This is a genomic window from Deinococcus aestuarii (assembly GCF_018863415.1).
In the GTDB taxonomy this organism is placed as follows: Bacteria; Deinococcota; Deinococci; order Deinococcales; family Deinococcaceae; genus Deinococcus; species Deinococcus aestuarii.
This window is the reverse complement of the sequence record NZ_JAHKSN010000010.1, coordinates 80,357-98,434: the sequence shown is the minus strand read 5'-3', so window position 1 is coordinate 98,434 and position 18,078 is coordinate 80,357. Positions and strand designations below refer to the sequence as shown.

Here is an 18,078-nt window from a genome sequence, read left to right as displayed (position 1 = left end):
CAACGTGAAGAACTAACTCGGAGGGAAAGAGGGCTACCCGTTCGGCGGCCCTCCGCTTTCCCCCTGTCCTATGCCTCCCGCTGCCCCGTCACCCAGTACCTCACCCGCTCGGCCACGTTCTCCATATGGTCGCCGACGCGCTCCAGGCTGCGGCCCACCCGCATCAGGGTCAGGGCCTTGGACATGTTGCGGGGGTCTTCGAGCATGTAGGTGACGAGTTCGCGCTGGATCTGCTCGTACAGTTCGTCCACCTCGTCGTCCATCTCTATCGTCGCCTCGGCACGGGTCACGTCGCGGTCGGCGATGGCGGTGCGCAGATTCTGGCTCATTTCACCCAGCCGTTCGAGCATCCGCGCGAGGTTGATGTAGCGCTTCAGGGTCGGGGCCTGCGCGAGGTCGGCCCCGTCGGCGGCGACGTGGACCACATAGTCACCCATCCGCTCGATGTCGGACAGGCTCTTGAGAATCAGGGCGACGAGGCGCAGGTCGCGGGCGACAGGCTGGTGCAGGGCGATGATCCGCAGGCATTCGGCCTCGATTCTCTCCTCCTGCGCGTCCACCTCACGGTCGATGGCCCGGACGTCCTCCAGCCTGGTGGCCTGGGCGTGGATCAGCACGTCCCCGGCGATGGGCAACATCCGCTCGACGGTGCCGAGCATGTTCAGGGTGCCGTTGAGGACGGTGCGCAGGTCGGTTTCGAGGGCTTCACGCATGGGGACTCCTCTCAGGAACGTATCACCCCCGGTGGGGCGGGAGGGTCATGGAACTGTGATGGCCGGTGGCCGGGCGCCGGACTTCCCGCGCCCCACCGCTCCCGCTGAGCGGAGCCTGAGACGTGTTGGGGCGGTTTTCATCGAGCTGCCCCCCTCAACCGGGTCCAGCCCTCTCAAGGCCACCGCTCGTCTTTAATCGCACATTGGCCTCGGCTTCAGACAGCGTTAGTTTCAAGTTTACACCTTAACTTTCTCAGACAAGACGAAGTTGCATTTCGCACAATGGCCGCGAAGTCAAGTCACACCCCACAAGGAGCGAAGAAGATGCCACACCTTCACCGTCTGTCCGATATCTCCAACAGCTACCGCGAGGATTTTCAGGACTCAGGGATGTACAGCCCGGTGGGCGCGACCGCCTACGCCGGGGGAAGCCAGATCGGCACCGTCCGTGACGTGCTCGTCGACGACGACTACGGCAAGATCCGTTACCTGCTCGTCGACGACGACAACGGCAGCCTCAACGGCGCGCTGATCGTGCCCATCGGCTACGCGCGGATCGAAAACGACGGCGTGTACTTCGACAGCATGACCGGCACCCAGCTCTCCTCACTGCACCGCTACGACGAGAACGAGGAGTACGTCTTCGACGTCGAGGAAAGCGACGAGCGGGTGCTGCGTGGCGCGAACACGGCGATGGGGACCACGACCTCGACGACCACCACGACCGCTGTGGCGGGCACCACGATGGGTGACGCGGCGATGGGCACGGCGGCCACGGGTACGGCGGGCACCTTTTACGACCGCGAAGCCCGGGACCGGATGTTCAAGACCCCCGACCGCCTCCAGCTTCTGGAGGAGCGTCTGACGGTCAACAAGGAGAAGTACCGCGCGGGCAGCGTGCAGATCGGCAAACGGGTGGAGACCCACCAGGAGACCGTGAGCGTGCCGGTGCAGCGCGAGGAAGTGATCATCGAGCGCCACCCTGTCAGCAACCCTCAGCCGGTCCAGGGTGACGTGCTCTCGTCGAGCGGCACTGAGACCGTGCGGGTGGAGTTGGAAGCCGAGCGCGCCCAGGTCAGCAAGCAGGCCTTCGTCACCGAGGAGGTCGAGGTCGGCAAGCGCGTCGTGACCGAGCAGCAGACGGTGACCGACACGGTGGGCCGCGAGGTGCTGGAAGTCAACGAGACGGGCGACGTGCGGGTCACGGGCGACGACGATCTGCGGAACAACCGCAAGTAAGCCCACCTTTCCCTACCTGAGCCCCACGACTTCCCCCCAATTGCCCCTGCCGGAGGACCGAATGACCCCCAATATGCGCAACCTGATTCTTGCTCTGGCCCTCGTCTCCACTCCGGTGATGGCGACGGCGCAGACGGACGCGGCCACCACCGACACCACGACGACGGACACCACCGCGACCGATACGACCGGCACGGACACGACCGGGACCGATACCACGGGCACGGACGTTCAGAACGACGCCATCACCACCGAGACCGAGAGCGACGGCGCGGCCGGGAACGAAGTTCAGGGGACGGACACGACGGGGACCGACACCACCGGGACGGACACGACCGCGACCGACACCACGACGACGGACACGACCGGGACGGACACCACGGGCACGGATACGACCACGACCGACACCACGACGACGGATACGACCGGGACGGACACGACGGGAACCGACACCACCGGCACGGACGCGGCGACCACCGACACGACCACGACGGACACGAGCACGACGGACGCTACGGCGACCGACGCCGCGACGACGGGGACGACCGATACCACGACGACCACCACCACGAACAACAACCGGGGCTTTCCCTGGGGCCTGCTCGGCTTGATCGGCCTCGCGGGGCTGGCGGGCCGGGGTGGCGGGCAGCGCACCGAGGTCCGGCTGGGTGGACCCACCGACGGGCCGCGCCGCTAAAACACACGTTGAAATGAGGAGAGGGAGCGACGAAGGCTCCCTCTCCTTCCGTTGGTCCGGCCTACCCGAGTCCGGCGACCCCCGGCAGCGTGAAGCAAAAGGCGTTGCGCTCACCCCGGCGTTCGGTCCAGGCCTGACCTCCCCAGCCGTGAACGATGCTGCGCACGATGTACAGCCCCATGCCGCTCCCCTGCCCGGTGGCGTGCCTGCCCCGGGTGTGGGCGCGGAAGAGGGCCCCGGTGTCCTCCAGCGGGGGGCCGTGGTCGAGGACGGTGACCTCCACCCAGGCGCCCTGCCGCGCGGTCTGCACCTCGATGGGGCGGCCGGGGGGACCGTACCGGAGGGCATTCTCGATCAGGTTGAGGAGGACCTGAAGCAGCTTGTCGGGGTCGGCGCGCACGAGGTGACTCTCACCGAAGGACAGACCCGCGCCGCGTGATCCGACCTCGGGAGCGAGCAGGCGCTCGGCACGGGCGAAGGCGTCGGCGAGCGGCAGGGTGCGGGCGCGGGTGGGCCGGAAACCGACCGCGAGGTCCTCGACGAGGCGGGCGAGACGCTCGACCTCCTGAAGGCCCTGACGCACGAAGTTCTGCGCGAGTTCGGGGGGCATGTCGTACTCCAACGCCTCCAGCACGCCTCTCAACCCGGTGACGGGCGTGCGGAACTCGTGCGAGAGGACGGCCGTGGCTTCCCGCAGCTCGGCCTCCCGGCGGCGGAGTTCGGTCACGTCCTCGACGATCAGGGCGCCCTCCTCCTCCCCCTCCGGCGGGACGGCAGTGCAGCGCAGGGTCCGCCCGCTCGCCTCCAGTTCGAGTTCGCCGCCGCGACCGGCGAGCGCCTCCAGGGTATGACGGCGCACGACCTCCAGCAGGGGGCGGCCCGCCGCGCGCTCGCGGGGCACGCCCCACAGCCGCACGGCGGCGGCGTTCACCCAGGTCACCGTGGGGGCGCGCGGGGCCGCCTCGCCGGTGCGGAAAAGCAGCACGGCCTGGGGCAGGGCGTCCATCCAGGCCCCCAACCGGGGAGCGGGCTCGCAGGTCACGGCGACGCCCAGGGGCGCATCCGGTAGCCCTTGCCGCGCACGGTCTCCAGAAAGCGGGGGTGGGCCGGGTCGTCGCCCAGGTGCGCGCGCAGTTGGGTGACGTGCTGGTCCACCGTGCGCTCACCGCCCAAAAAGTCGGCGCCCCACACCCGGTCGAGAAGTTCGGCGCGCGAGTACACCCGGCCCGTGTTGCGGGTCAGGAAGGCGAGCAGGTCGAACTCGCGGCGGGTGAGGTGCAGCCTCGCTTCCCCCAGGCGCGCGGCGGCGGCCCCCAGGTCCAGCCCGAGCGGGCCGTTGCTCAGGACCTGCGGGGCGTCGGGCAGCGAACGCCTCAGCAGGGCCCGCACCCGCGCCACAAGTTCGGCCGCCGAAAAGGGCTTGGTGAGGTAGTCGTCCGCGCCCGATTCCAGCCCCTCCACCCGCTCCGCCTCTGCCGCTCGGGCGGTGAGCATCAGCACCGGGAGGCGCCGCCGCTCGGGGTCGGCGCGCAACCGGCGCAGCAGACCCAGGCCGCTCTCGCCCGGCAGCATCCAGTCGAGCACCAGGGCGTCCGCCCCGGAAAGCGCTTCCTCCGCCGCGCGCGCCGTGTCGAACACACTCACCCGCAGCCCGGCGCGTTCCAGGTGAAAGCGCACCACCTCCCGCACGGTGCCCTCGTCCTCGATCACGACCACATGGCTCATGGCCCTCATTGTGGGGCGCGAGGTCAGGCGGATGTCAGGGGAGGGGGCAGCCAGCCCTCAGCTCTCGGCGAAAGCGTGACGGGGCTGGCCGATCTCCCTCACAGCGTCCGGTCCGCCGTCTGCTCGGGGAAGTTCATCACGTGGGCGTCGCTCCAGAGGCCTTCGAGGTCGTAATACTCTCGCGCCTCGCGGGTCATGATGTGGACGACGATGCTGCCGCCGAAGGCCAGGAGCAGCCAGCGTTCGCTGGGGCCCTCCACGCTGGGGCGCGGGAGTCCCGCCTCCTGGGCCTTCTCGCGGATATTCTCCTGCACGGCGCCCAGTTGCAGCCCGGCGGTGGCGGTGCAGATCACGAAGTATTCGAGGGTGGAGGAGACCTCGGTCAGGTCGAGCACGACCACGTCCTCGGCGCGGCGTTCGCGGGCGGCGTCCACGATGACGCGGAGCTGGTGGAAGGTGGGGTCGCTTGGGTGGGCTGTCGAGGTCATGGATTCTCCGTGGTGGGCACGCGACTCAGCAGGGGCCGGTCCGCGCCCCGGCTGAGGGCGGCGAGGGCGGCGAGGCTGACGCGGGCGTCGGCCCCCAGCAGGATACCGACCTCGCCCGCCGAAACCGGGAAGCGCTCACCCTGGAGCCGGGGCAACCCCAGGGTGAGCGCGAGCTCGTTCGCGGCCTCCACGCTCTGCCCGGTCAGGACCTGGCTCGCCTCGCGGCTGGGGGGCGCCGTCTCCACCGTCACGCGAGTGTACCCCAGCGCCCGCAGCGCCCGCGTCAGCCCCGCCCCGAGCCCCGCGCCGCTGGCGTCCACCACGCGCACGCCCACGTCCGGCGCCGTCCGGGAGGCGCCCGCCCCCGTGCCCTGCCCCCACACCCGGGCGAGCGCCTCCCGGTCCGCCGCGAGGTTAAAGGTGCCCGCAATCGTCCCCGTGGGCAGGGTGGCGAACGAAAGCCTCAGGTCCGGCAGGTGCGGCAGCAGGGTGGTCAGCAGGCCGGGATCGACGTTCGTCTCCACCCCGTTGCCGATGCCGCCCAGGATGGTGGGCAGCGCCGCCAGCCCCTGCGGCGACCGCAGCCGCGCGGCAAGCTGGGTCAGGGCCTGCTTCTGGTGGTCGATGCGCCCGTAGTCGTCGCCGAACCCCTTGCGCACCCGCAGGAAGAGGACGGCCTGTTCGCCCTGAAGGTGGTGCTGCCCCGCCGGGAGGCGCAGGTCCACCCCCGCCGCCTGATCGACCCACTCGATGCCGCCCTCGGGCACGGTCACGTCGAGGCCGCCGAGCGCGTCGATCACCCGCGCCACGTAGTCGGTGCGCACGATCATGTAGGCGTCCACCCGTTCGCCCGTGATCGTCTCCACCGCGCGGGTGAGGGCCTGCGGGCCCCCCGACCAGTAGCGGCTGTTCACCTTCTGCGCGGCGACGGACGCCTGGGGGTCGAACTCCCCCACGTTCGTGTCGCGCGGGATGTTGAGCACGCTGACCTGCCCGGCGTCCACCTTCACGAGCATGAGCGTATCGGTGTTGGGGGGCTGGATCAGGCCGGTGCGCTGCTCCTGGTCCCGGCAGGGCGTGCGGTAGGCGCAGTACACGATGTCCCGCCCGGCGAGCAGCAGCGTGAAGTGCGGCACGCCTCCCCGCACCGGGGTGGCCTGGAGCGGCGACGCACCCGGCGTGCCGAGCACCGCGAAGCCCCCCAGCGAGAGGGAGGCGAGGCTCAGCCCCCCGAGTTGCAGCGCGCGCAGCCGGGAGCGGCGGGTGGCCGGGCCGAAGGTCATGTGTGGGAGGAGGGGCGGCGCCGACGCGGGGGCCGGAGGGCCGGCCCGTCCGGGGCGGGGCACAGGGGCGCTTCCTGCCCCCCGGCCAGCGCCTGCCGCACGCAGGGCAGCGCGTGGTAGGCGCGCAGGGTGCGGGGATGCACCGTGATGCCGCGCCCCTGGAGGTAGGTCACCTTGGAGACGAGGGCACCACTCAGCGCCGCCGGAAGGTCGTGCAGCGCGAGGTCGCGGATGTGCTCGTTCACCCCGCGGCCGGGCTCGGACACGTCGGCGACGTACACGCAGTCGGCGACCGGGTTGCCCCCGCGCGGGCCCGTCGTGTGGTCCTCGACCGCCTCCAGCACCACGGGGTCGCGGTAGCCCCAGCGTTCGAGCAGGGTCCGGGCCGCCCGCCCGTGCAGCGCGAGCGGGTGCACGGCGTCGATGTCGCACTCGGGGGGGGCCAGCCGCAGCAGCTCGGCGTCCGGCAGGTCGCGGGCGAGGTCGTGCAGCAGCCCCGCCGCGTAGGCCCGCGCCTCGTCGAGCCCGTTGGCGCGCGCGATGCGGCAGGCGAGGTCGGCCACCCGCAGCACGTGTTCGTACCGCCGGGGGCGCACCATCAGCCGCACCCGCTCGTCCCAGCCGGCGAGTTCGGCCAGCGGGTGCTGAAGGTCGAGGAATTGGGCAATCATAGGGACACTGGAGTGCCGCGCCACACCATGTGTGAAGTATACCGCCCCCCGGGCCCCGCATCTTGACGTGAAAGACGGTAGCGCTTCCATTTTGGGTGGGTTCTCCACCCGGGGAAGCCGCCTGGACCTCAGGGGGAGGGGGGGTTCGGCGCCGGAGCGGGTGGGGGCCCGCCGTCTGGCCCGGGCGTGGGCGTGGGGCGCTCGACGGTGAGGCGCACGCTGACGCCCTCGAGCGCCTGGGCTCCTGCCGGGACGCGCAGGGTGACGGGGGCGGTGTAGGTGCCTTCCCGGTACGCGACGACCCCGGTCACCTCGCGCAGCCGGGCGAGGAGTTCAGGGGCGGCGATCAGGCGCACGCTGCTGGGCTGCACGCTGACCGAGGTGACGCGCAGGCCGGCGGGCGGGTCGCTCAGCACCACCCGCACGGCCTTGACGGGCAGCTCCCCGGTGTCAAGGCGGCGCACCGTGACGCTGGCCGGGTTGGTCGTCACGCCGGGGACGGGCTGCCCCCCGGCGTCGAGGGCGATCAGGGCCGCCTCGCGCTCGTCGCCGGGGGCGAGGCTCAGGGGCGTACTCACCAGCCGCGCCACCTCGCGCACCACCCGGCCCGGTCCGGCCACGGTGGCCCCGTCGGGGCTCACGCCGTAACGCGGCAGGCTCGCCTCGGGGGGGGTGGCAACGCTCAGCGTGACGGGCAGGCTGCGGGTCAGCCGGGTGTCCACGAAGCCCTGCACCCGCCGGGGCCGCTGCTCGCGCAGGGTTGTGCCGGTGGGGGGTTCCACCGCCACGGGCAGGGTGAAGCTCCCCTCCGGCACGCCGGTCACGTCCACCACCGCCCGCACGTCGTCGCCCGTCAGCTCCTGGAGCCGCTCGGGCCGCCCGCTCAGCGTCACCCGGACGGTCGCCGGGGTCAGGCCGCTCACGGCGCGGGTGCCCTCGCCCCGCCCGCCCGTCGTGTCCGAGACTGTCAGGGGCACGTCGAAGCCCTGCTCCACGTTCGCCCGGCGGTCGCTCGTCGCCACGAACCACAGGGTCACGGCCACCAGGAACGCGAGCACCTTGGCGGGCAGGTTGTGCAGCGCCCGCCGCCACAGGTAGCGCGGGTCGAGCCAGCGCCGCAGCTCGCCCCCTGGGCCCTTCACGCGCCGCCCCGCTCGGGCTTGCCGCCGGCCTCGGGCTCCAGGGCCGCGGGCGCCGCGCCCGGCAGCTCCCCGATGAGGTCCAGCCGGTCATACACCAGGGCCCGCAATTGTTCGCGCAATTCCGAGCCGTTGAGGTGCGGGCCCAGCCTGCCCGCCAGCGCGATCCGCATCGAGCCGCGTTCCTCGCTCACGACCAGCACCACGGCGTCCGTGAGTTCGGACAGCCCGATGGCCGCCCGGTGCCGGGTGCCGTAGCGGCGGTAGGTGCCGTCGGCGGCCTGGAGGGGGAAAAGGCACCCCGCCGCCACCACCCGCGACTCCTGAATGATCACGCCCCCGTCGTGCAGCGGGGCGTTGCGGGCAAAGAGGGCCTCCAAAAAGGGCACGCTCACCACCGCGTCGAGCCGCACGCCCGTCGCCGCGTACTCGCCGAGCGGGGTACGGCGCTCGATGGCGATCAGCGCCCCCGTCTTGCGCTCGGCGAGACGCTCCATCGCCCGCGCAAGGTCCTGCAAGGCCGCCCCGCTCTGCCCGGCGTCCCGCCCGCGTGGACGGCCCACCCGCTCCAGCGCGGCGCGCAGCTCCGGCTGAAAGAGCACCACGAGCGCAAAGAGGCCCACCGTCCCCGCCCGGTCGAGGAGGTAACTCAGGGTGGCGAGGCCCAGCACCTTCGAGACCACCCACACCCCCGCGAAGACGAGGATGCCGCGCACCACGTTCACCGCCCGCGTGCCCACCACCAGCAAGTAGCCCTGGTAGATCAGGAACGTCACCAGCAGCACGTCGAGAACGTCCTGAAGGGTCAGTGAACCGAGGGAAGGCAGCAGACCCGGCGCTCCTTTCCCCCGCGTGGGCAACCGTGCGGCACGCGTCCACTATACGGGGCCGGGAATGACCTCCCCCGCAACGCGGCCGTGTCAAGTCCTCCCCCCGCCGAAGCTCAGCGAAGTCGAAATCCGGGGCACGTCCGGCCCCGGCCCCGAGCCTTTAGCGTGGCGTCATGCCCCTCCAGCTTCGCTTCCTCGGCCAGAGCGCCTTCCTGCTTCAGAACGGCGAGCACCGCGTCCTGATCGACCCTTTCATCGCGGGGAACCCCAAGTCGCCCGTCACCCTGGAGGAGGCGCTGGGCTGGAACGTCAGCGCCGTCCTGATCAGCCACGCGCACGGCGACCACTGGGGGAACGCCCTCGACTTCGGCCGGGCGGGGGTACCCGTCATCGGCACGGCGGAGATCGGGAACTACGCGGGCCAGCACGGCGCCGCGAACGCCATCGGCGCGAACATCGGCGGCACCGTGCGCGGCGAGTGGGGCAGCGTGTATTTCACCCCCGCATGGCACTCGTCCTCCTTCCCTGACGGCACCTACGGGGGGATGCCCACCGGCCTCGTGATCGAGATGGGCGGCGTGCGCGTCTACCACGCGGGCGACACCAACCTCTTTTCCGACATGCGCCTGATCGGCGACCGTGGCCTCGACGCCGCCCTGCTGCCGGTCGGCGACCATTACACGATGGGGCCGGAGGAGGCCGCCCGCGCGCTGGAGCTGCTGCGCCCCCGCGTCGCCGTCCCCATGCACTACGGGACCTTCCCGCCCCTGACCGGCGACCCACAGGTCTTCGCGCGGGAGGGGCAGGCGCGCGGGGTGGACGTGCGGGTGCTGGAGCCGGGGGAATGGGCGGAGGTGTGATGGGTGGAGAGTGAAGGGCAGCTCTGCTCTGGCGGCCGCGCCTCGTCGCTCATCCCCTCCCTTCCCCCGTCTTCTGGAACTGCACCTGTACCCCCAGCCCGTCCGCCGTCTGCCGCGCCTCCTGCAAGCGGGCGAGGGCGTCTGGGAGGAGGGCACGCTCGGGCCGCTGCCAGAGGGCCTGCGCCACCTTGCTCGCGCGCCGGACGAACAGCACCTCGCCGGGGCGGGCCAGCGTCACGGCGGCGAGGAGGGCCTGGGCACTCGGCGGCACGGCGGAGAGGGGCTCAAGGTGAACGTGCGCCGTGACCCGCTCCCCGTGACGGCGCAGGCTGACGCGCGCCTCGGGGCTGCTGGGCCGCTGCTCGATGAGCACGTCGGCGTGCGGCCCGGCGACGGCAGGAGTCGTCAGGCCCCGCCGGGCGTCGTTGGCGAGGTCGTGGGCGGCGAGCATGTGCCGCCGGGTGCGCGGCGCGTAACTCACCCGCAGCCGAACGCCGCGCGCCTCCGTCTCGTCTTGAACCTCGCGGGCCTGTTCGGTGAGCGAGTGCGGTCCCCGTCCCCGCCCCACCGACGCGATCACCGCCTCGTTGTCGGTGTACACCGCCAGCGACTCGTTCGCCGGGGCATGGCGCACGGCCTCCAGCACGGCGCGCAGCTCGGCGGCATTGTTGTCCGGCGCGTCGAGTTGCCCCTGGTAGCGGGCGGGGAGGGCTTCCGGCAGCAGGAGCACCAGACCCCAGCCGCCGACCCCCTGCCCGCCCGGGAGTTCGTGCCAGCTCGCGTCCACATAGGCCTGATTCACGCTGCGCCCCCCGGCTGGCCGGTCCTACAACGCCACGTCGAGCGTGTGGGCCAGGACCCGGCGGGCGAGCACGTGGAGACTGCGGGGGTCGTACTCCCCGCGCTCGACGGCGCCGAGCAGGTGGGGGTCGAGCCCCGCCTCCCGCGCCACCCTCCGCAGCGGGATGCCGAGCAGCAGGCGGCGCGAGCGCAGGGCGAGGGCGTGGGGAAAGGGGGGCGCATGGTCAGGGGACTCCATGCGCCATGATAGGGAAGGAACGTGCCGGGCCGCTGTGTGAGGTCCCGCGCTCGGGCGGCGGTGCGATACTCCGGGCATGGACGTTCTGGCCCTGTACCGCGAGGCGGGCGCGTATCACGAGGGGCACTTCCTGCTCGCCTCGGGCCGCCACTCCCCCAAGTTCCTGCAATCCACCACCCTGCTCCAGTACCCCCACCTCACGGAACGCATCGGCCAGGGCATAGCGGAGAAGCTACGTAAGGCGGGGGTACATGCCACGGTCACCGTCGGCCCCGCGATGGGCGGCGTGGTCCTCGCCTACGAGGTCGCCCGCCACCTGAACCGGCAGGGGGGCACCCGCGCCATCTTCGCCGAGAAGGACGGGCGGGGCGGCATGAAGCTTCGGGAGGCTTTCACCCTCGCCCCCGGTGAACCCTTCGTCGCCGTGGAGGACGTGCTCACGACGGGCGGCAGCGTCCTCAAGGCCGTGCGCGCGGCGGAGGCGGCAGGTGGGAAATGCGTCGCCATCGCCTGCATCGTGGACAGGCGGAAGGAGGAGGGGCCGCTGGAAGGTTACCCGCTCGTCAGCCTGGCCCATCTGACCTTCGACACCTACGCTCCGGATGAAGTGCCGGAGTGGCTGGCGCAGAGGCCGTTGCAGGAGATTTGAGGGTGTGGGGTGCGGAAGCGGGCAGAACCGATCCCGCACGACCCTTAAGCCGTCGTTTTACTCCTCCCCTTGAGGGGGGAGGTTGGGACTCGTAGAGCTGTGGAGCAGAGGGGGTGAACGGGCAGGGCCGCCCAGGAACTAAGAATGACTCTTCCCTGTAGCTATTCGTAGATTCCCCACGCCCCCCGGAACTCCTCTGCGGCAGTATCAGCGTGAGTCACGGCGTCGGCGCCTTGCCACGTGAAGAAGCGGCGCACGAGTTCGTAGCCGAGGGCGTACCCGGTCCAGCGCGGCAGGCCTGCCGCCTCCGAGCCGAAGAACCAGGCGTTGTGATCGTAGGTGGGGCTGTCCAGTTCCGCCTGTGCTCGGGTCCACAGGGAGTTGAGGTCAGTGGAGGAGCGTGCGTAGGGCGGCGCTTCACCACGCTCCTCTGCCTCGAAATGTTGGGCCAGCCCTTCGCTGACGAGCGCTTCTAGCAGCGTGATTCCGTACCCGGGCCCCTGCCAGCGCCGCGCGTGGTGGAGTTCGTGGGCGAGAGTCGCGGGAATCTCGGTGCGCCAGCACGCCGCGAAGTTTGGATTCTCGGGAGTGAGGGTGACCTGCACCCAATGCGGAAGCGGCGCGTAGCCTCCGACTCCTGTTTCCGGCAGCGTCCACGGAGTTCCGTACACTGCTACGTCCACTCCATCCAATCCCAGCCGGGCCGCGTGCCGCGAGAGGGCCGCCCCCGCCACCTCTCGCACTTCGGCTTCCAGGGCGGGGGAGAGGAGCCCGCCCGCGTTCATCAAATGCAGCACGTTCGCCACGCCTCCACCCTACAAACAAAACCAGCGGCCAACCCCGAGGGGCTGACCGCTGAAAGCTGACTGCTTCAGACTTCCAGCAGCATCCGCGCCGGGTCCTCCAGCGCATTCTTGATGGCGACGAGGAAGAGCACGGCCTCGCGCCCGTCGATGATGCGGTGGTCGTAGCTCAGGGCGACGTACATCATCGGGCGGATGACGACCTGACCGTTCTCCGCGACCGGGCGTTCGATGATGTTGTGCATCCCCAGGATGGCGCTTTGCGGCGCGTTGATGATCGGCGTGCTCATCATCGAGCCGAAGGTGCCGCCGTTCGTGATGGAGAAGGTGCCGCCGCTCATGTCCTCCAGCGTCAGCTTGCCGCCCTTGGCCTTCTGGGCAAAGCCCGCGATCTCCTTCTCGATGGTGGCGAGACCCATCCCGTCGGTGTCGCGCAAGATAGGCACGACGAGGCCCCGGTCACTGGCGACCGCGATGCCGATGTCGTAGTAGCCGTGGTAGATGATGTCCTTGCCCTCGACCGAGGCGTTCACGACCGGGAACTGCTTGAGGGCCTCGGTCGCCGCCCGCACGAAGAGGCTCATGAAGCCGAGCTTGACCCCGTGCTTGGCGACGAACTGGTCCTGGTACTTCTTGCGCAGGTCCATCGCCGGTTTCATGTTCACTTCGTTGAAGGTGGTCAGCAGCGCGGCGGTGTTCTGCACCTCCTTGAGCCGCTCGGCGATGCGCTGGCGGATGCGCGTCATGGGCACGCGCTGCTCGGCGCGGGGGCCGCTGGGCTGGGTCGTCGCGGGCTGGGCCACGGTGCTCGGCGTGGCCTGGGCGGTGGCGACGGCACCCACCGCGTCCGCCTTGGTGATGTTGCCCTTGGGGCCGGTCGCGGGAATCTGGGACGGGTCGAGGTTGTTCTCGGTCACCACGCGCCGCACGGCGGGGGAGAGGTCGTCGCGCCGGGTCGCCTCGTTGCCGAGGTTCGCGCTGTCGGGCTGGGTGGCGGTGCCGCCCGCGCTCGTCTCGTTCGCCACCGGGCCGCTCGCCTGATCGGGGGCGGTGGCCGGGGCCGGGGTGGCAGGAGCGGCCTGCGCCGCGGCGCCCGCGTCACCGACCGTGCCCAGGACTTCCTCGCTGAGCACGGTGTCGCCCTCGTTCTTGGCGATGCTCTGGAGCACGCCGTCTTGCTGGGCGGTGACTTCCAAGACCACCTTGTCGGTCTCGATCTCGGCGATCACCTCGCCGCGCTTGACCTCATCGCCGGGCTTCTTGTGCCAGGTCAGCAGCGTGCCCTCGCTCACCGACTCGGAAAAAACGGGAACCTTGATTTCGGCCATAACGTGTCCCTTTATACCCCCCGGGGGGCGTGACTGACGCGGGGACGCTCCACGTGCAGGCGCACACAACACACGAAAGGGGCGGAGGTGGTCTCCCGACCTTCCTCCGCCCCCGGGTGCCCGGTTCAGGCCTGCGCCGTCGCCTCCTTGACGGTCGCCACCTGGGCGTCGATCTTCCCGGGCGTGACCCGCTCACCGAGCGCGTCGGCGATGACCTGCGCCTGCTCCTTGACGTGGACGCTGGCGTACCCCACCGCCGTGCTCGCAGCGCGCGGGCGGGTGGCGTGGGTCAGGCGCTGCTCCGGGGCGAGCACCTTCTCCAGGTCGTCGCGGATCATCAGCCACGCGCCCTGGTTCTGGGGTTCCTCCTGCGCCCACACCACCTGGGCGCCGGGGTGCTTTGCCAGCTCGGCCTTCAGCGCCTCCGCCGGGAAGGGGTAGAGCTGCTCCAGCCGCACGAGCGCCGTGCCCGCATACCCCTCCTTGTCGGCGTCGCGCGCCTCGGAGAGTTCCCAGTGGAGCTTGCCGCTGCTGATCACCACCCGGCGGGCCCGCTGCACCGTGTCGTCGCCGATGACCTCCTGAAAGCGGCCCTCGGCGAGCTCGGTCAGCGGACTCATCGCCAGCTTGTTGCGCAGCAGGCTCTTGGGCGTCATCACGATCAGGGGCTTGCGGTAGGGCCGCAGCACCTGGCGGCGCAGCAGGTGGAAGATCTGCGCGGAGGAGCTCGGCACCACGACCTGCATGTTTTTCTGCGCGCACAGTTGCAGGTAGCGTTCCAGCCGCGCGCTGGAGTGCTCGGGCCCCGCGCCCTCGTAGCCGTGGGGCAACAGCATGGTCAGGCCCGAGAGGCGCTGCCACTTGCTCTCGCCCGCCGAGAGGAACTGGTCGATCACGACCTGCGCCCCGTTGGCGAAGTCGCCGAACTGCGCCTCCCACGCGACGAGCGCCTTGGGCTCCGAGGTGCTGTAGCCGTACTCGAAGGCGACCACCGCCTCTTCCGAGAGCGTGGAGTCGATCACCTCGACCCGGCCCTGATCGATTGAGAGGTGCGCGAGGCCGAGGTACTCCTCGTTCATCGGGTCTTGCGCGCTCTGGTCGTGCAAGATCGCGTGGCGGTGGACGAAGGTCCCGCGCCCCGAGTCCTGGCCGTCGAGCCGCACGTGGTAGCCCTCCACGAGCAGCGTCGCATACGCCAGCATCTCGCCCATGCCCCAGTCGAGGGGCTGCTCACCCCGGCTCATCGCCCGTCTGGCTTCGAGCACGCGCGCCACGCCCCGGTGCGGCTGAAAGCCTTCCGGAACCTCGCTGATCTTGAGGCCGAGTTCGGTCAGCGTCGCCTGGGGCACGCTGGTGGGTGTGTCGTCGGTCCAGGGGGTGCCCACGTACCCCTTCCAGTCGGCGGCGAGCCTGCTCTGCTCCAGATTCTCCATCTCCTCGACCACGGCGCCGCCCGCGTCGAGCTGGTCGCGGAATTTTTCCACCAGGCGGTCGCCCTCGCCCGCCCCCAGCACGCCCGCCGCTTCCAGCTCACGCGCGTACAGGGCGCGGGTGCCGGGGTGCGCCTTGATCTCGCGGTACATGATGGGCTGGGTCATCGTGGGATCGTCCGCCTCGTTGTGGCCGTGGCGGCGAAAGCAGATCAGGTCGATGAACACGTCCTTGCCGAAGCTCTGGCGGTACTCCAGCGCGAGGTCCGCCGCAAAGGCCACCGCCTCGGGGTCGTCGCCGTTCACGTGCATGACGGGCGCGTTGGCGATCTTCGCCACGTCGGTCGAGTGGCGGCTGCTCCGCGTGTCGCGCGGGTCGCTCACCGTGAAGCCGATCTGGTTGTTGATCACGATGCGGATCGCCCCGCCCGTCGTGAAGCCGCGCAGGCGCGACATGTTCAGCGTCTCCATCACCACGCCCTGCCCGCTCACCGCCGCGTCGCCGTGCACGGTGACCGGCAGCACCTGCTTGCGCTCCGCGTCCCCCCGGCGGTCCTGGCGGGCGCGCACGGAGCCGTGGACCACGGGCGAGACGATCTCCAGGTGCGAGGGGTTGAAGGCCAGCGCGAGGTGCATCGGGCCACCGGGCGTGCGCACGTCGCTGGAATACCCCATGTGGTACTTCACGTCGCCCGCGATGTCCGGGTCGTCGCTGATCTTCTTCTTGCCCTCGAACTCGGCGAAGAGGTCGCTGGGCTTCTTGCCGAAGATGTTGACGAGCACGTTCAGGCGCCCGCGGTGCGCCATGCCGATGACCGTCTCCTTCACCCCGAAGGTTCCCGCCTGCTGGATGATGCGGTCGAGCAGCGGGATAAAGCTCTCGCCGCCCTCCAGCGAAAATCTCTTCTGGCCCACGTACTTGACGTGGAGGTAGCGCTCCAGCCCCTCGGCGGCGTTGAGCTTGACCATCAGGCGGCGGCGCTCCTCCGGCGAGTAGCGGCCCCGGCCCCGCCCGGCCTCCACCCGCTCCTGAAACCACGCGCGCTCGTTCGCCGGAAGGTAGTTGAACTCGAAGCCGATGGCCCCGCAGTACGTCTCCTGGAGCTGGGCGATCACCTCGCGCAGCGGGCCGCGAAACTCGCCGTCGTGGACGGTTTCGTTGAGGTCCGCCTCGGACAGGCCGTAGTACTCGGGGGTGAGTTCGGGCACGACGGGCAGGCCGCGCATCTTGAGGGGATTGGTCCGCGCGCTGACGGAGCCGTACACCCGGTAGGCCGTGATGAGCGCCCCGGCGGCCTGCTGCGCGCCGCTGACCCCTGCCGGGGCGGGGAGGACCGCGCCGCCCCGGCGCTGCGTGCCGAGCTGGTAAAAGGCCTGCTGGACCTGGGAGTGGGCGGTCTCGCGGGCCCCGCCGCGCACCTCGTCGAAGTACGCGCGCCACTCGGGGTCCACGCTCGCCGGGTCGGCGAGGTACGCCTCGTACAGCCCCTCGATAAAGGCCGCGTTCCCGCCGGACATGATCGTCTGAGCCTGCGTCATAACGCCCTCCAGCATACCCCCCGGTCCGCCGACGAATGGCGGCGTCCGCACTCCCCGCGTTGTTCCCGCGCGGGGCACAGGATCGGGCCCCGCCCCGGTGATCCGAATGGGCCGGCCCTGCATAGCCATGTGTGGGGGAAAACCGGCTCTCCCAAGAACGTCCGTCCGGGTCGCTTGTAAGGAAGCCGTGAGCCCGGCGACGCTCTAGTGGGGTCTGGAGAGTGGGCGCTGGGACCGGGGCCGCGTGACGGGGGCAGGCCACCGGACGGCGCGGAGCCACGGCGGAAAGGAGGACGGACCATGACGAGCAAGCTTCAGGACACCCCCGCGCCGCCCTGCGCCGTGCTCGTCGTCAGCGCGAGCGTGGGACGGGGCAAGGCCGCCGAGCGCCTGGTCGAGGGCCTAGGCCTGCGCGCCCGCCGCGCGGCCAGCCTGGCGGGCGTTCGGGCCGCCCTGCGCGCCCGCCCGGCGGCCGTGCTGCTCGACCTGCCGCTGGCGGGATTTGGCGGACCGGGTGACCTCCACCTTCCGCCGGGCACGCGGCTGCTCGCGTTCGGCACGGAGGTCCCGGGGACGGTCTCCTCCCTGGGCCCGGTGCTGAGTCCCGAGACGCTGCGCTCGGCGCTGGCCCCCCTCCTGCCCGAGCCCTCCGCGCCCCCGCCGCCGCCCCCCGCCGCCCGGCGCCTGATGCGGGACCTGCTCGGCAAGCCGGGGGTCTTGGGCGTCACCCTGTTCACGGGGTGCCGCCAGCCCCTCGGCGCGGAGGGCGAGGCGCTCCCGGCCGCGCTGCTCCCGCCCCTGTTCGCCCTGCTCGACGCGTCCCACGCCCTGGGCGAGTTGCCGCAGGGGGGCCCGCTCTTCTCGGCGCAACTCGAATTCGAGCACCGCACCCTGCTGGTCGCCCTGCACGGGGACCTCCTGATCGTCTGCGTGCTGCGCGACCCCAGCCTGGCGAGTCTGGTCCGCTATCTGCTGCGCTCGCGCCCGGCCGCCTGAATCCGTCCCCGCCTCCCCGTCCATGAGCGGTGCGGCGCGTGAACGGTAAAAGCCCCCGGCCTTGTGACCGGGGCCCGCGCGCGCTTGAATGGTTCTCCACCCCCGAACCCCGGCGGGCACGGAGAGGCCGTGCTCCGGCGTTCACCCCACCACGGAGGCTCCCATGACGACCGATCCGAACGACCCTCCCAGCGACCAGAGGGGCACCGACCAGACCGGCAGCGGCCAGATCGGCCTGGGCACCGACCCCGCGGGCACCGACGGCACCGTGGACCGGGTGGGCGACACCGGCGCGACGAGTGCGGACGACGCCGACACGCCGATGGGTTCGCTCGGTGGCGGGCTCAGCCGCGACGACGACCGCTGAGCCCGGGGAAGGAGATCACCCATGACCAAAGACGATGCCCGGAGCCGCGACCGTCAGGGCGGCCTGCCGCAGGACGCGGGCAACGGCATGAGCGACCGCGCCGGATACCAGGACGAGTCGGAGAGCGGCATGACCGATACGCCGGTGGCCGTGGGCGACGCCACCCGCATGAGCGAACGCGCCCCCGGGGGAGTGCCCGGGGCGCCCGGCCTCGCGGACGCCCCGACCTCGACCGGCACCACCTTCGGCACCGGCGACGACGACAAGCAGATGTAAGGGGCG

Annotated in this window: 20 protein-coding genes; 7 read left to right on the top strand and 13 right to left on the bottom strand. The window is 71.1% G+C overall.

Going from position 1 to position 18,078, the window contains the following annotated elements; all coding sequences use genetic code 11:
* Positions 1-68: 68 nt before the first annotated feature.
* Positions 69-713 carry a phosphate signaling complex protein PhoU gene (phoU, locus tag IC605_RS13350; protein WP_216324767.1) on the bottom strand — a complete coding sequence of 215 codons (645 nt, stop codon included), beginning with the start codon at positions 711-713 and terminating at the stop codon, positions 69-71.
* Positions 714-1,037: 324 nt separating this feature from the next.
* Here phoU and IC605_RS13345 point away from each other — a divergent pair, with 324 nt between their 5' ends.
* Positions 1,038-1,952: a PRC and DUF2382 domain-containing protein gene (locus IC605_RS13345; protein WP_216324764.1), complete on the top strand. Its 915-nt coding sequence runs from the start codon at positions 1,038-1,040 to the stop codon at positions 1,950-1,952.
* Positions 1,953-2,013: 61 nt separating this feature from the next.
* Positions 2,014-2,649 (top strand): hypothetical protein, encoded by a 636-nt coding sequence (locus IC605_RS13340; RefSeq protein ID WP_216325097.1) that lies wholly within the window; start codon positions 2,014-2,016, stop codon positions 2,647-2,649.
* A gap of 61 nt (positions 2,650-2,710) precedes the next feature.
* Here the strand turns inward: IC605_RS13340 and IC605_RS13335 are convergent, their stop codons facing one another.
* The 7 genes from IC605_RS13335 to cdaA all read right to left on the bottom strand — a co-directional run bounded on the left by IC605_RS13335 (position 2,711) and on the right by cdaA (position 8,782).
* Positions 2,711-3,655: a sensor histidine kinase gene (locus IC605_RS13335; protein ID WP_216324761.1), complete on the bottom strand. Its 945-nt coding sequence runs from the start codon at positions 3,653-3,655 to the stop codon at positions 2,711-2,713.
* A gap of 32 nt (positions 3,656-3,687) precedes the next feature.
* Positions 3,688-4,374 (bottom strand): winged helix-turn-helix domain-containing protein, encoded by a 687-nt coding sequence (locus tag IC605_RS13330; RefSeq protein WP_216324758.1) that lies wholly within the window; start codon positions 4,372-4,374, stop codon positions 3,688-3,690.
* Between the two features lie 98 nt (positions 4,375-4,472).
* On the bottom strand, positions 4,473-4,862 hold the full coding sequence (gene rsfS / locus IC605_RS13325) for a ribosome silencing factor (RefSeq protein WP_216324755.1): 390 nt from the start codon (positions 4,860-4,862) through the stop codon (positions 4,473-4,475).
* Positions 4,859-6,145: an LCP family protein gene (locus tag IC605_RS13320; RefSeq protein WP_216324752.1), complete on the bottom strand. Its 1,287-nt coding sequence runs from the start codon at positions 6,143-6,145 to the stop codon at positions 4,859-4,861. The genes rsfS and IC605_RS13320 overlap by 4 nt, the downstream gene beginning before the upstream one ends.
* A complete protein-coding gene (gene yqeK / locus IC605_RS13315) occupies positions 6,142-6,816 on the bottom strand; it encodes a bis(5'-nucleosyl)-tetraphosphatase (symmetrical) YqeK (protein ID WP_216324749.1) in 675 nt (224 codons plus the stop codon). The genes IC605_RS13320 and yqeK overlap by 4 nt, the downstream gene beginning before the upstream one ends.
* A gap of 128 nt (positions 6,817-6,944) precedes the next feature.
* Positions 6,945-7,958, bottom strand: coding sequence for a CdaR family protein (locus tag IC605_RS13310; protein ID WP_216324746.1), 1,014 nt, complete (start codon positions 7,956-7,958; stop codon positions 6,945-6,947).
* The gene (cdaA, locus tag IC605_RS13305; RefSeq protein ID WP_216325085.1) at positions 7,955-8,782 is read right to left on the bottom strand and encodes a diadenylate cyclase CdaA; all 828 of its coding nucleotides are present in this window, start codon (positions 8,780-8,782) and stop codon (positions 7,955-7,957) included. Before cdaA ends, IC605_RS13310 begins: the two co-directional genes overlap by 4 nt.
* A 176-nt stretch (positions 8,783-8,958) precedes the next feature.
* Here cdaA and IC605_RS13300 point away from each other — a divergent pair, with 176 nt between their 5' ends.
* Entirely contained in the window at positions 8,959-9,645 is a 687-nt protein-coding gene (locus IC605_RS13300; protein ID WP_216324743.1) for a metal-dependent hydrolase, read from the top strand.
* A gap of 49 nt (positions 9,646-9,694) precedes the next feature.
* On the opposite strand, the gene IC605_RS13295 is transcribed toward IC605_RS13300, so the two are convergent.
* Together IC605_RS13295 and IC605_RS13290 are read right to left on the bottom strand one after the other, a co-directional pair.
* The gene (locus IC605_RS13295; RefSeq protein WP_216324740.1) at positions 9,695-10,447 is read right to left on the bottom strand and encodes an RNase H family protein; all 753 of its coding nucleotides are present in this window, start codon (positions 10,445-10,447) and stop codon (positions 9,695-9,697) included.
* A gap of 24 nt (positions 10,448-10,471) precedes the next feature.
* On the bottom strand, positions 10,472-10,684 hold the full coding sequence (locus IC605_RS13290; RefSeq protein WP_216324738.1) for an XRE family transcriptional regulator: 213 nt from the start codon (positions 10,682-10,684) through the stop codon (positions 10,472-10,474).
* Positions 10,685-10,760: 76 nt separating this feature from the next.
* Here IC605_RS13290 and pyrE point away from each other — a divergent pair, with 76 nt between their 5' ends.
* Positions 10,761-11,333 (top strand): orotate phosphoribosyltransferase, encoded by a 573-nt coding sequence (gene pyrE, locus IC605_RS13285; protein WP_216324734.1) that lies wholly within the window; start codon positions 10,761-10,763, stop codon positions 11,331-11,333.
* 161 nt (positions 11,334-11,494) lie between these two features.
* Here pyrE and IC605_RS13280 read toward each other — a convergent pair whose 3' ends face one another.
* From IC605_RS13280 to IC605_RS13270, 3 genes are all read right to left on the bottom strand, one after another.
* Positions 11,495-12,139, bottom strand: a complete 645-nt coding sequence (locus IC605_RS13280; protein WP_343216614.1) for a DUF2268 domain-containing putative Zn-dependent protease — start codon at positions 12,137-12,139, stop codon at positions 11,495-11,497.
* Between the two features lie 65 nt (positions 12,140-12,204).
* On the bottom strand, positions 12,205-13,464 hold the full coding sequence (odhB, locus tag IC605_RS13275) for a 2-oxoglutarate dehydrogenase complex dihydrolipoyllysine-residue succinyltransferase (RefSeq protein WP_216324732.1): 1,260 nt from the start codon (positions 13,462-13,464) through the stop codon (positions 12,205-12,207).
* A 125-nt stretch (positions 13,465-13,589) separates the two neighbouring features.
* Complete coding sequence (locus tag IC605_RS13270) at positions 13,590-16,433, bottom strand: 2-oxoglutarate dehydrogenase E1 component (protein ID WP_216324729.1); 2,844 nt, start codon at positions 16,431-16,433, stop codon at positions 13,590-13,592.
* A gap of 300 nt (positions 16,434-16,733) precedes the next feature.
* Here IC605_RS13270 and IC605_RS13265 point away from each other — a divergent pair, with 300 nt between their 5' ends.
* The 3 genes from IC605_RS13265 (at position 16,734) to IC605_RS13255 (ending at position 18,072) form a co-directional block, all read left to right on the top strand.
* The gene (locus IC605_RS13265; protein WP_216324726.1) at positions 16,734-17,429 is read left to right on the top strand and encodes a hypothetical protein; all 696 of its coding nucleotides are present in this window, start codon (positions 16,734-16,736) and stop codon (positions 17,427-17,429) included.
* Between the two features lie 163 nt (positions 17,430-17,592).
* The gene (locus IC605_RS13260; protein ID WP_216324724.1) at positions 17,593-17,796 is read left to right on the top strand and encodes a hypothetical protein; all 204 of its coding nucleotides are present in this window, start codon (positions 17,593-17,595) and stop codon (positions 17,794-17,796) included.
* Positions 17,797-17,817: 21 nt separating this feature from the next.
* Positions 17,818-18,072: a hypothetical protein gene (locus tag IC605_RS13255; RefSeq protein ID WP_216324722.1), complete on the top strand. Its 255-nt coding sequence runs from the start codon at positions 17,818-17,820 to the stop codon at positions 18,070-18,072.
* Positions 18,073-18,078: the final 6 nt, after the last annotated feature.

Excerpts from the sequence above, each read along its gene's own strand:
- IC605_RS13335 (WP_216324761.1), bottom strand. The coding sequence starts at position 3,655 with ATGGACGCCCTGCCCCAGGCCGTGCTGCTTTTCCGCACCGGCGAGGCG.
- rsfS (WP_216324755.1), bottom strand. The coding sequence starts at position 4,862 with ATGACCTCGACAGCCCACCCAAGCGACCCCACCTTCCACCAGCTCCGC.
- IC605_RS13340 (WP_216325097.1), top strand. The coding sequence starts at position 2,014 with ATGACCCCCAATATGCGCAACCTGATTCTTGCTCTGGCCCTCGTCTCC.
- pyrE (WP_216324734.1), top strand. The coding sequence starts at position 10,761 with ATGGACGTTCTGGCCCTGTACCGCGAGGCGGGCGCGTATCACGAGGGG.
- IC605_RS13270 (WP_216324729.1), bottom strand. The coding sequence starts at position 16,433 with ATGACGCAGGCTCAGACGATCATGTCCGGCGGGAACGCGGCCTTTATC.
- odhB (WP_216324732.1), bottom strand. The coding sequence starts at position 13,464 with ATGGCCGAAATCAAGGTTCCCGTTTTTTCCGAGTCGGTGAGCGAGGGC.
- IC605_RS13265 (WP_216324726.1), top strand. The coding sequence starts at position 16,734 with ATGACGAGCAAGCTTCAGGACACCCCCGCGCCGCCCTGCGCCGTGCTC.
- yqeK (WP_216324749.1), bottom strand. The coding sequence starts at position 6,816 with ATGATTGCCCAATTCCTCGACCTTCAGCACCCGCTGGCCGAACTCGCC.
- IC605_RS13260 (WP_216324724.1), top strand. The coding sequence starts at position 17,593 with ATGACGACCGATCCGAACGACCCTCCCAGCGACCAGAGGGGCACCGAC.
- phoU (WP_216324767.1), bottom strand. The coding sequence starts at position 713 with ATGCGTGAAGCCCTCGAAACCGACCTGCGCACCGTCCTCAACGGCACC.
- IC605_RS13330 (WP_216324758.1), bottom strand. The coding sequence starts at position 4,374 with ATGAGCCATGTGGTCGTGATCGAGGACGAGGGCACCGTGCGGGAGGTG.
- IC605_RS13345 (WP_216324764.1), top strand. The coding sequence starts at position 1,038 with ATGCCACACCTTCACCGTCTGTCCGATATCTCCAACAGCTACCGCGAG.
- IC605_RS13300 (WP_216324743.1), top strand. The coding sequence starts at position 8,959 with ATGCCCCTCCAGCTTCGCTTCCTCGGCCAGAGCGCCTTCCTGCTTCAG.
- IC605_RS13255 (WP_216324722.1), top strand. The coding sequence starts at position 17,818 with ATGACCAAAGACGATGCCCGGAGCCGCGACCGTCAGGGCGGCCTGCCG.
- IC605_RS13290 (WP_216324738.1), bottom strand. The coding sequence starts at position 10,684 with ATGGAGTCCCCTGACCATGCGCCCCCCTTTCCCCACGCCCTCGCCCTG.
- IC605_RS13320 (WP_216324752.1), bottom strand. The coding sequence starts at position 6,145 with ATGACCTTCGGCCCGGCCACCCGCCGCTCCCGGCTGCGCGCGCTGCAA.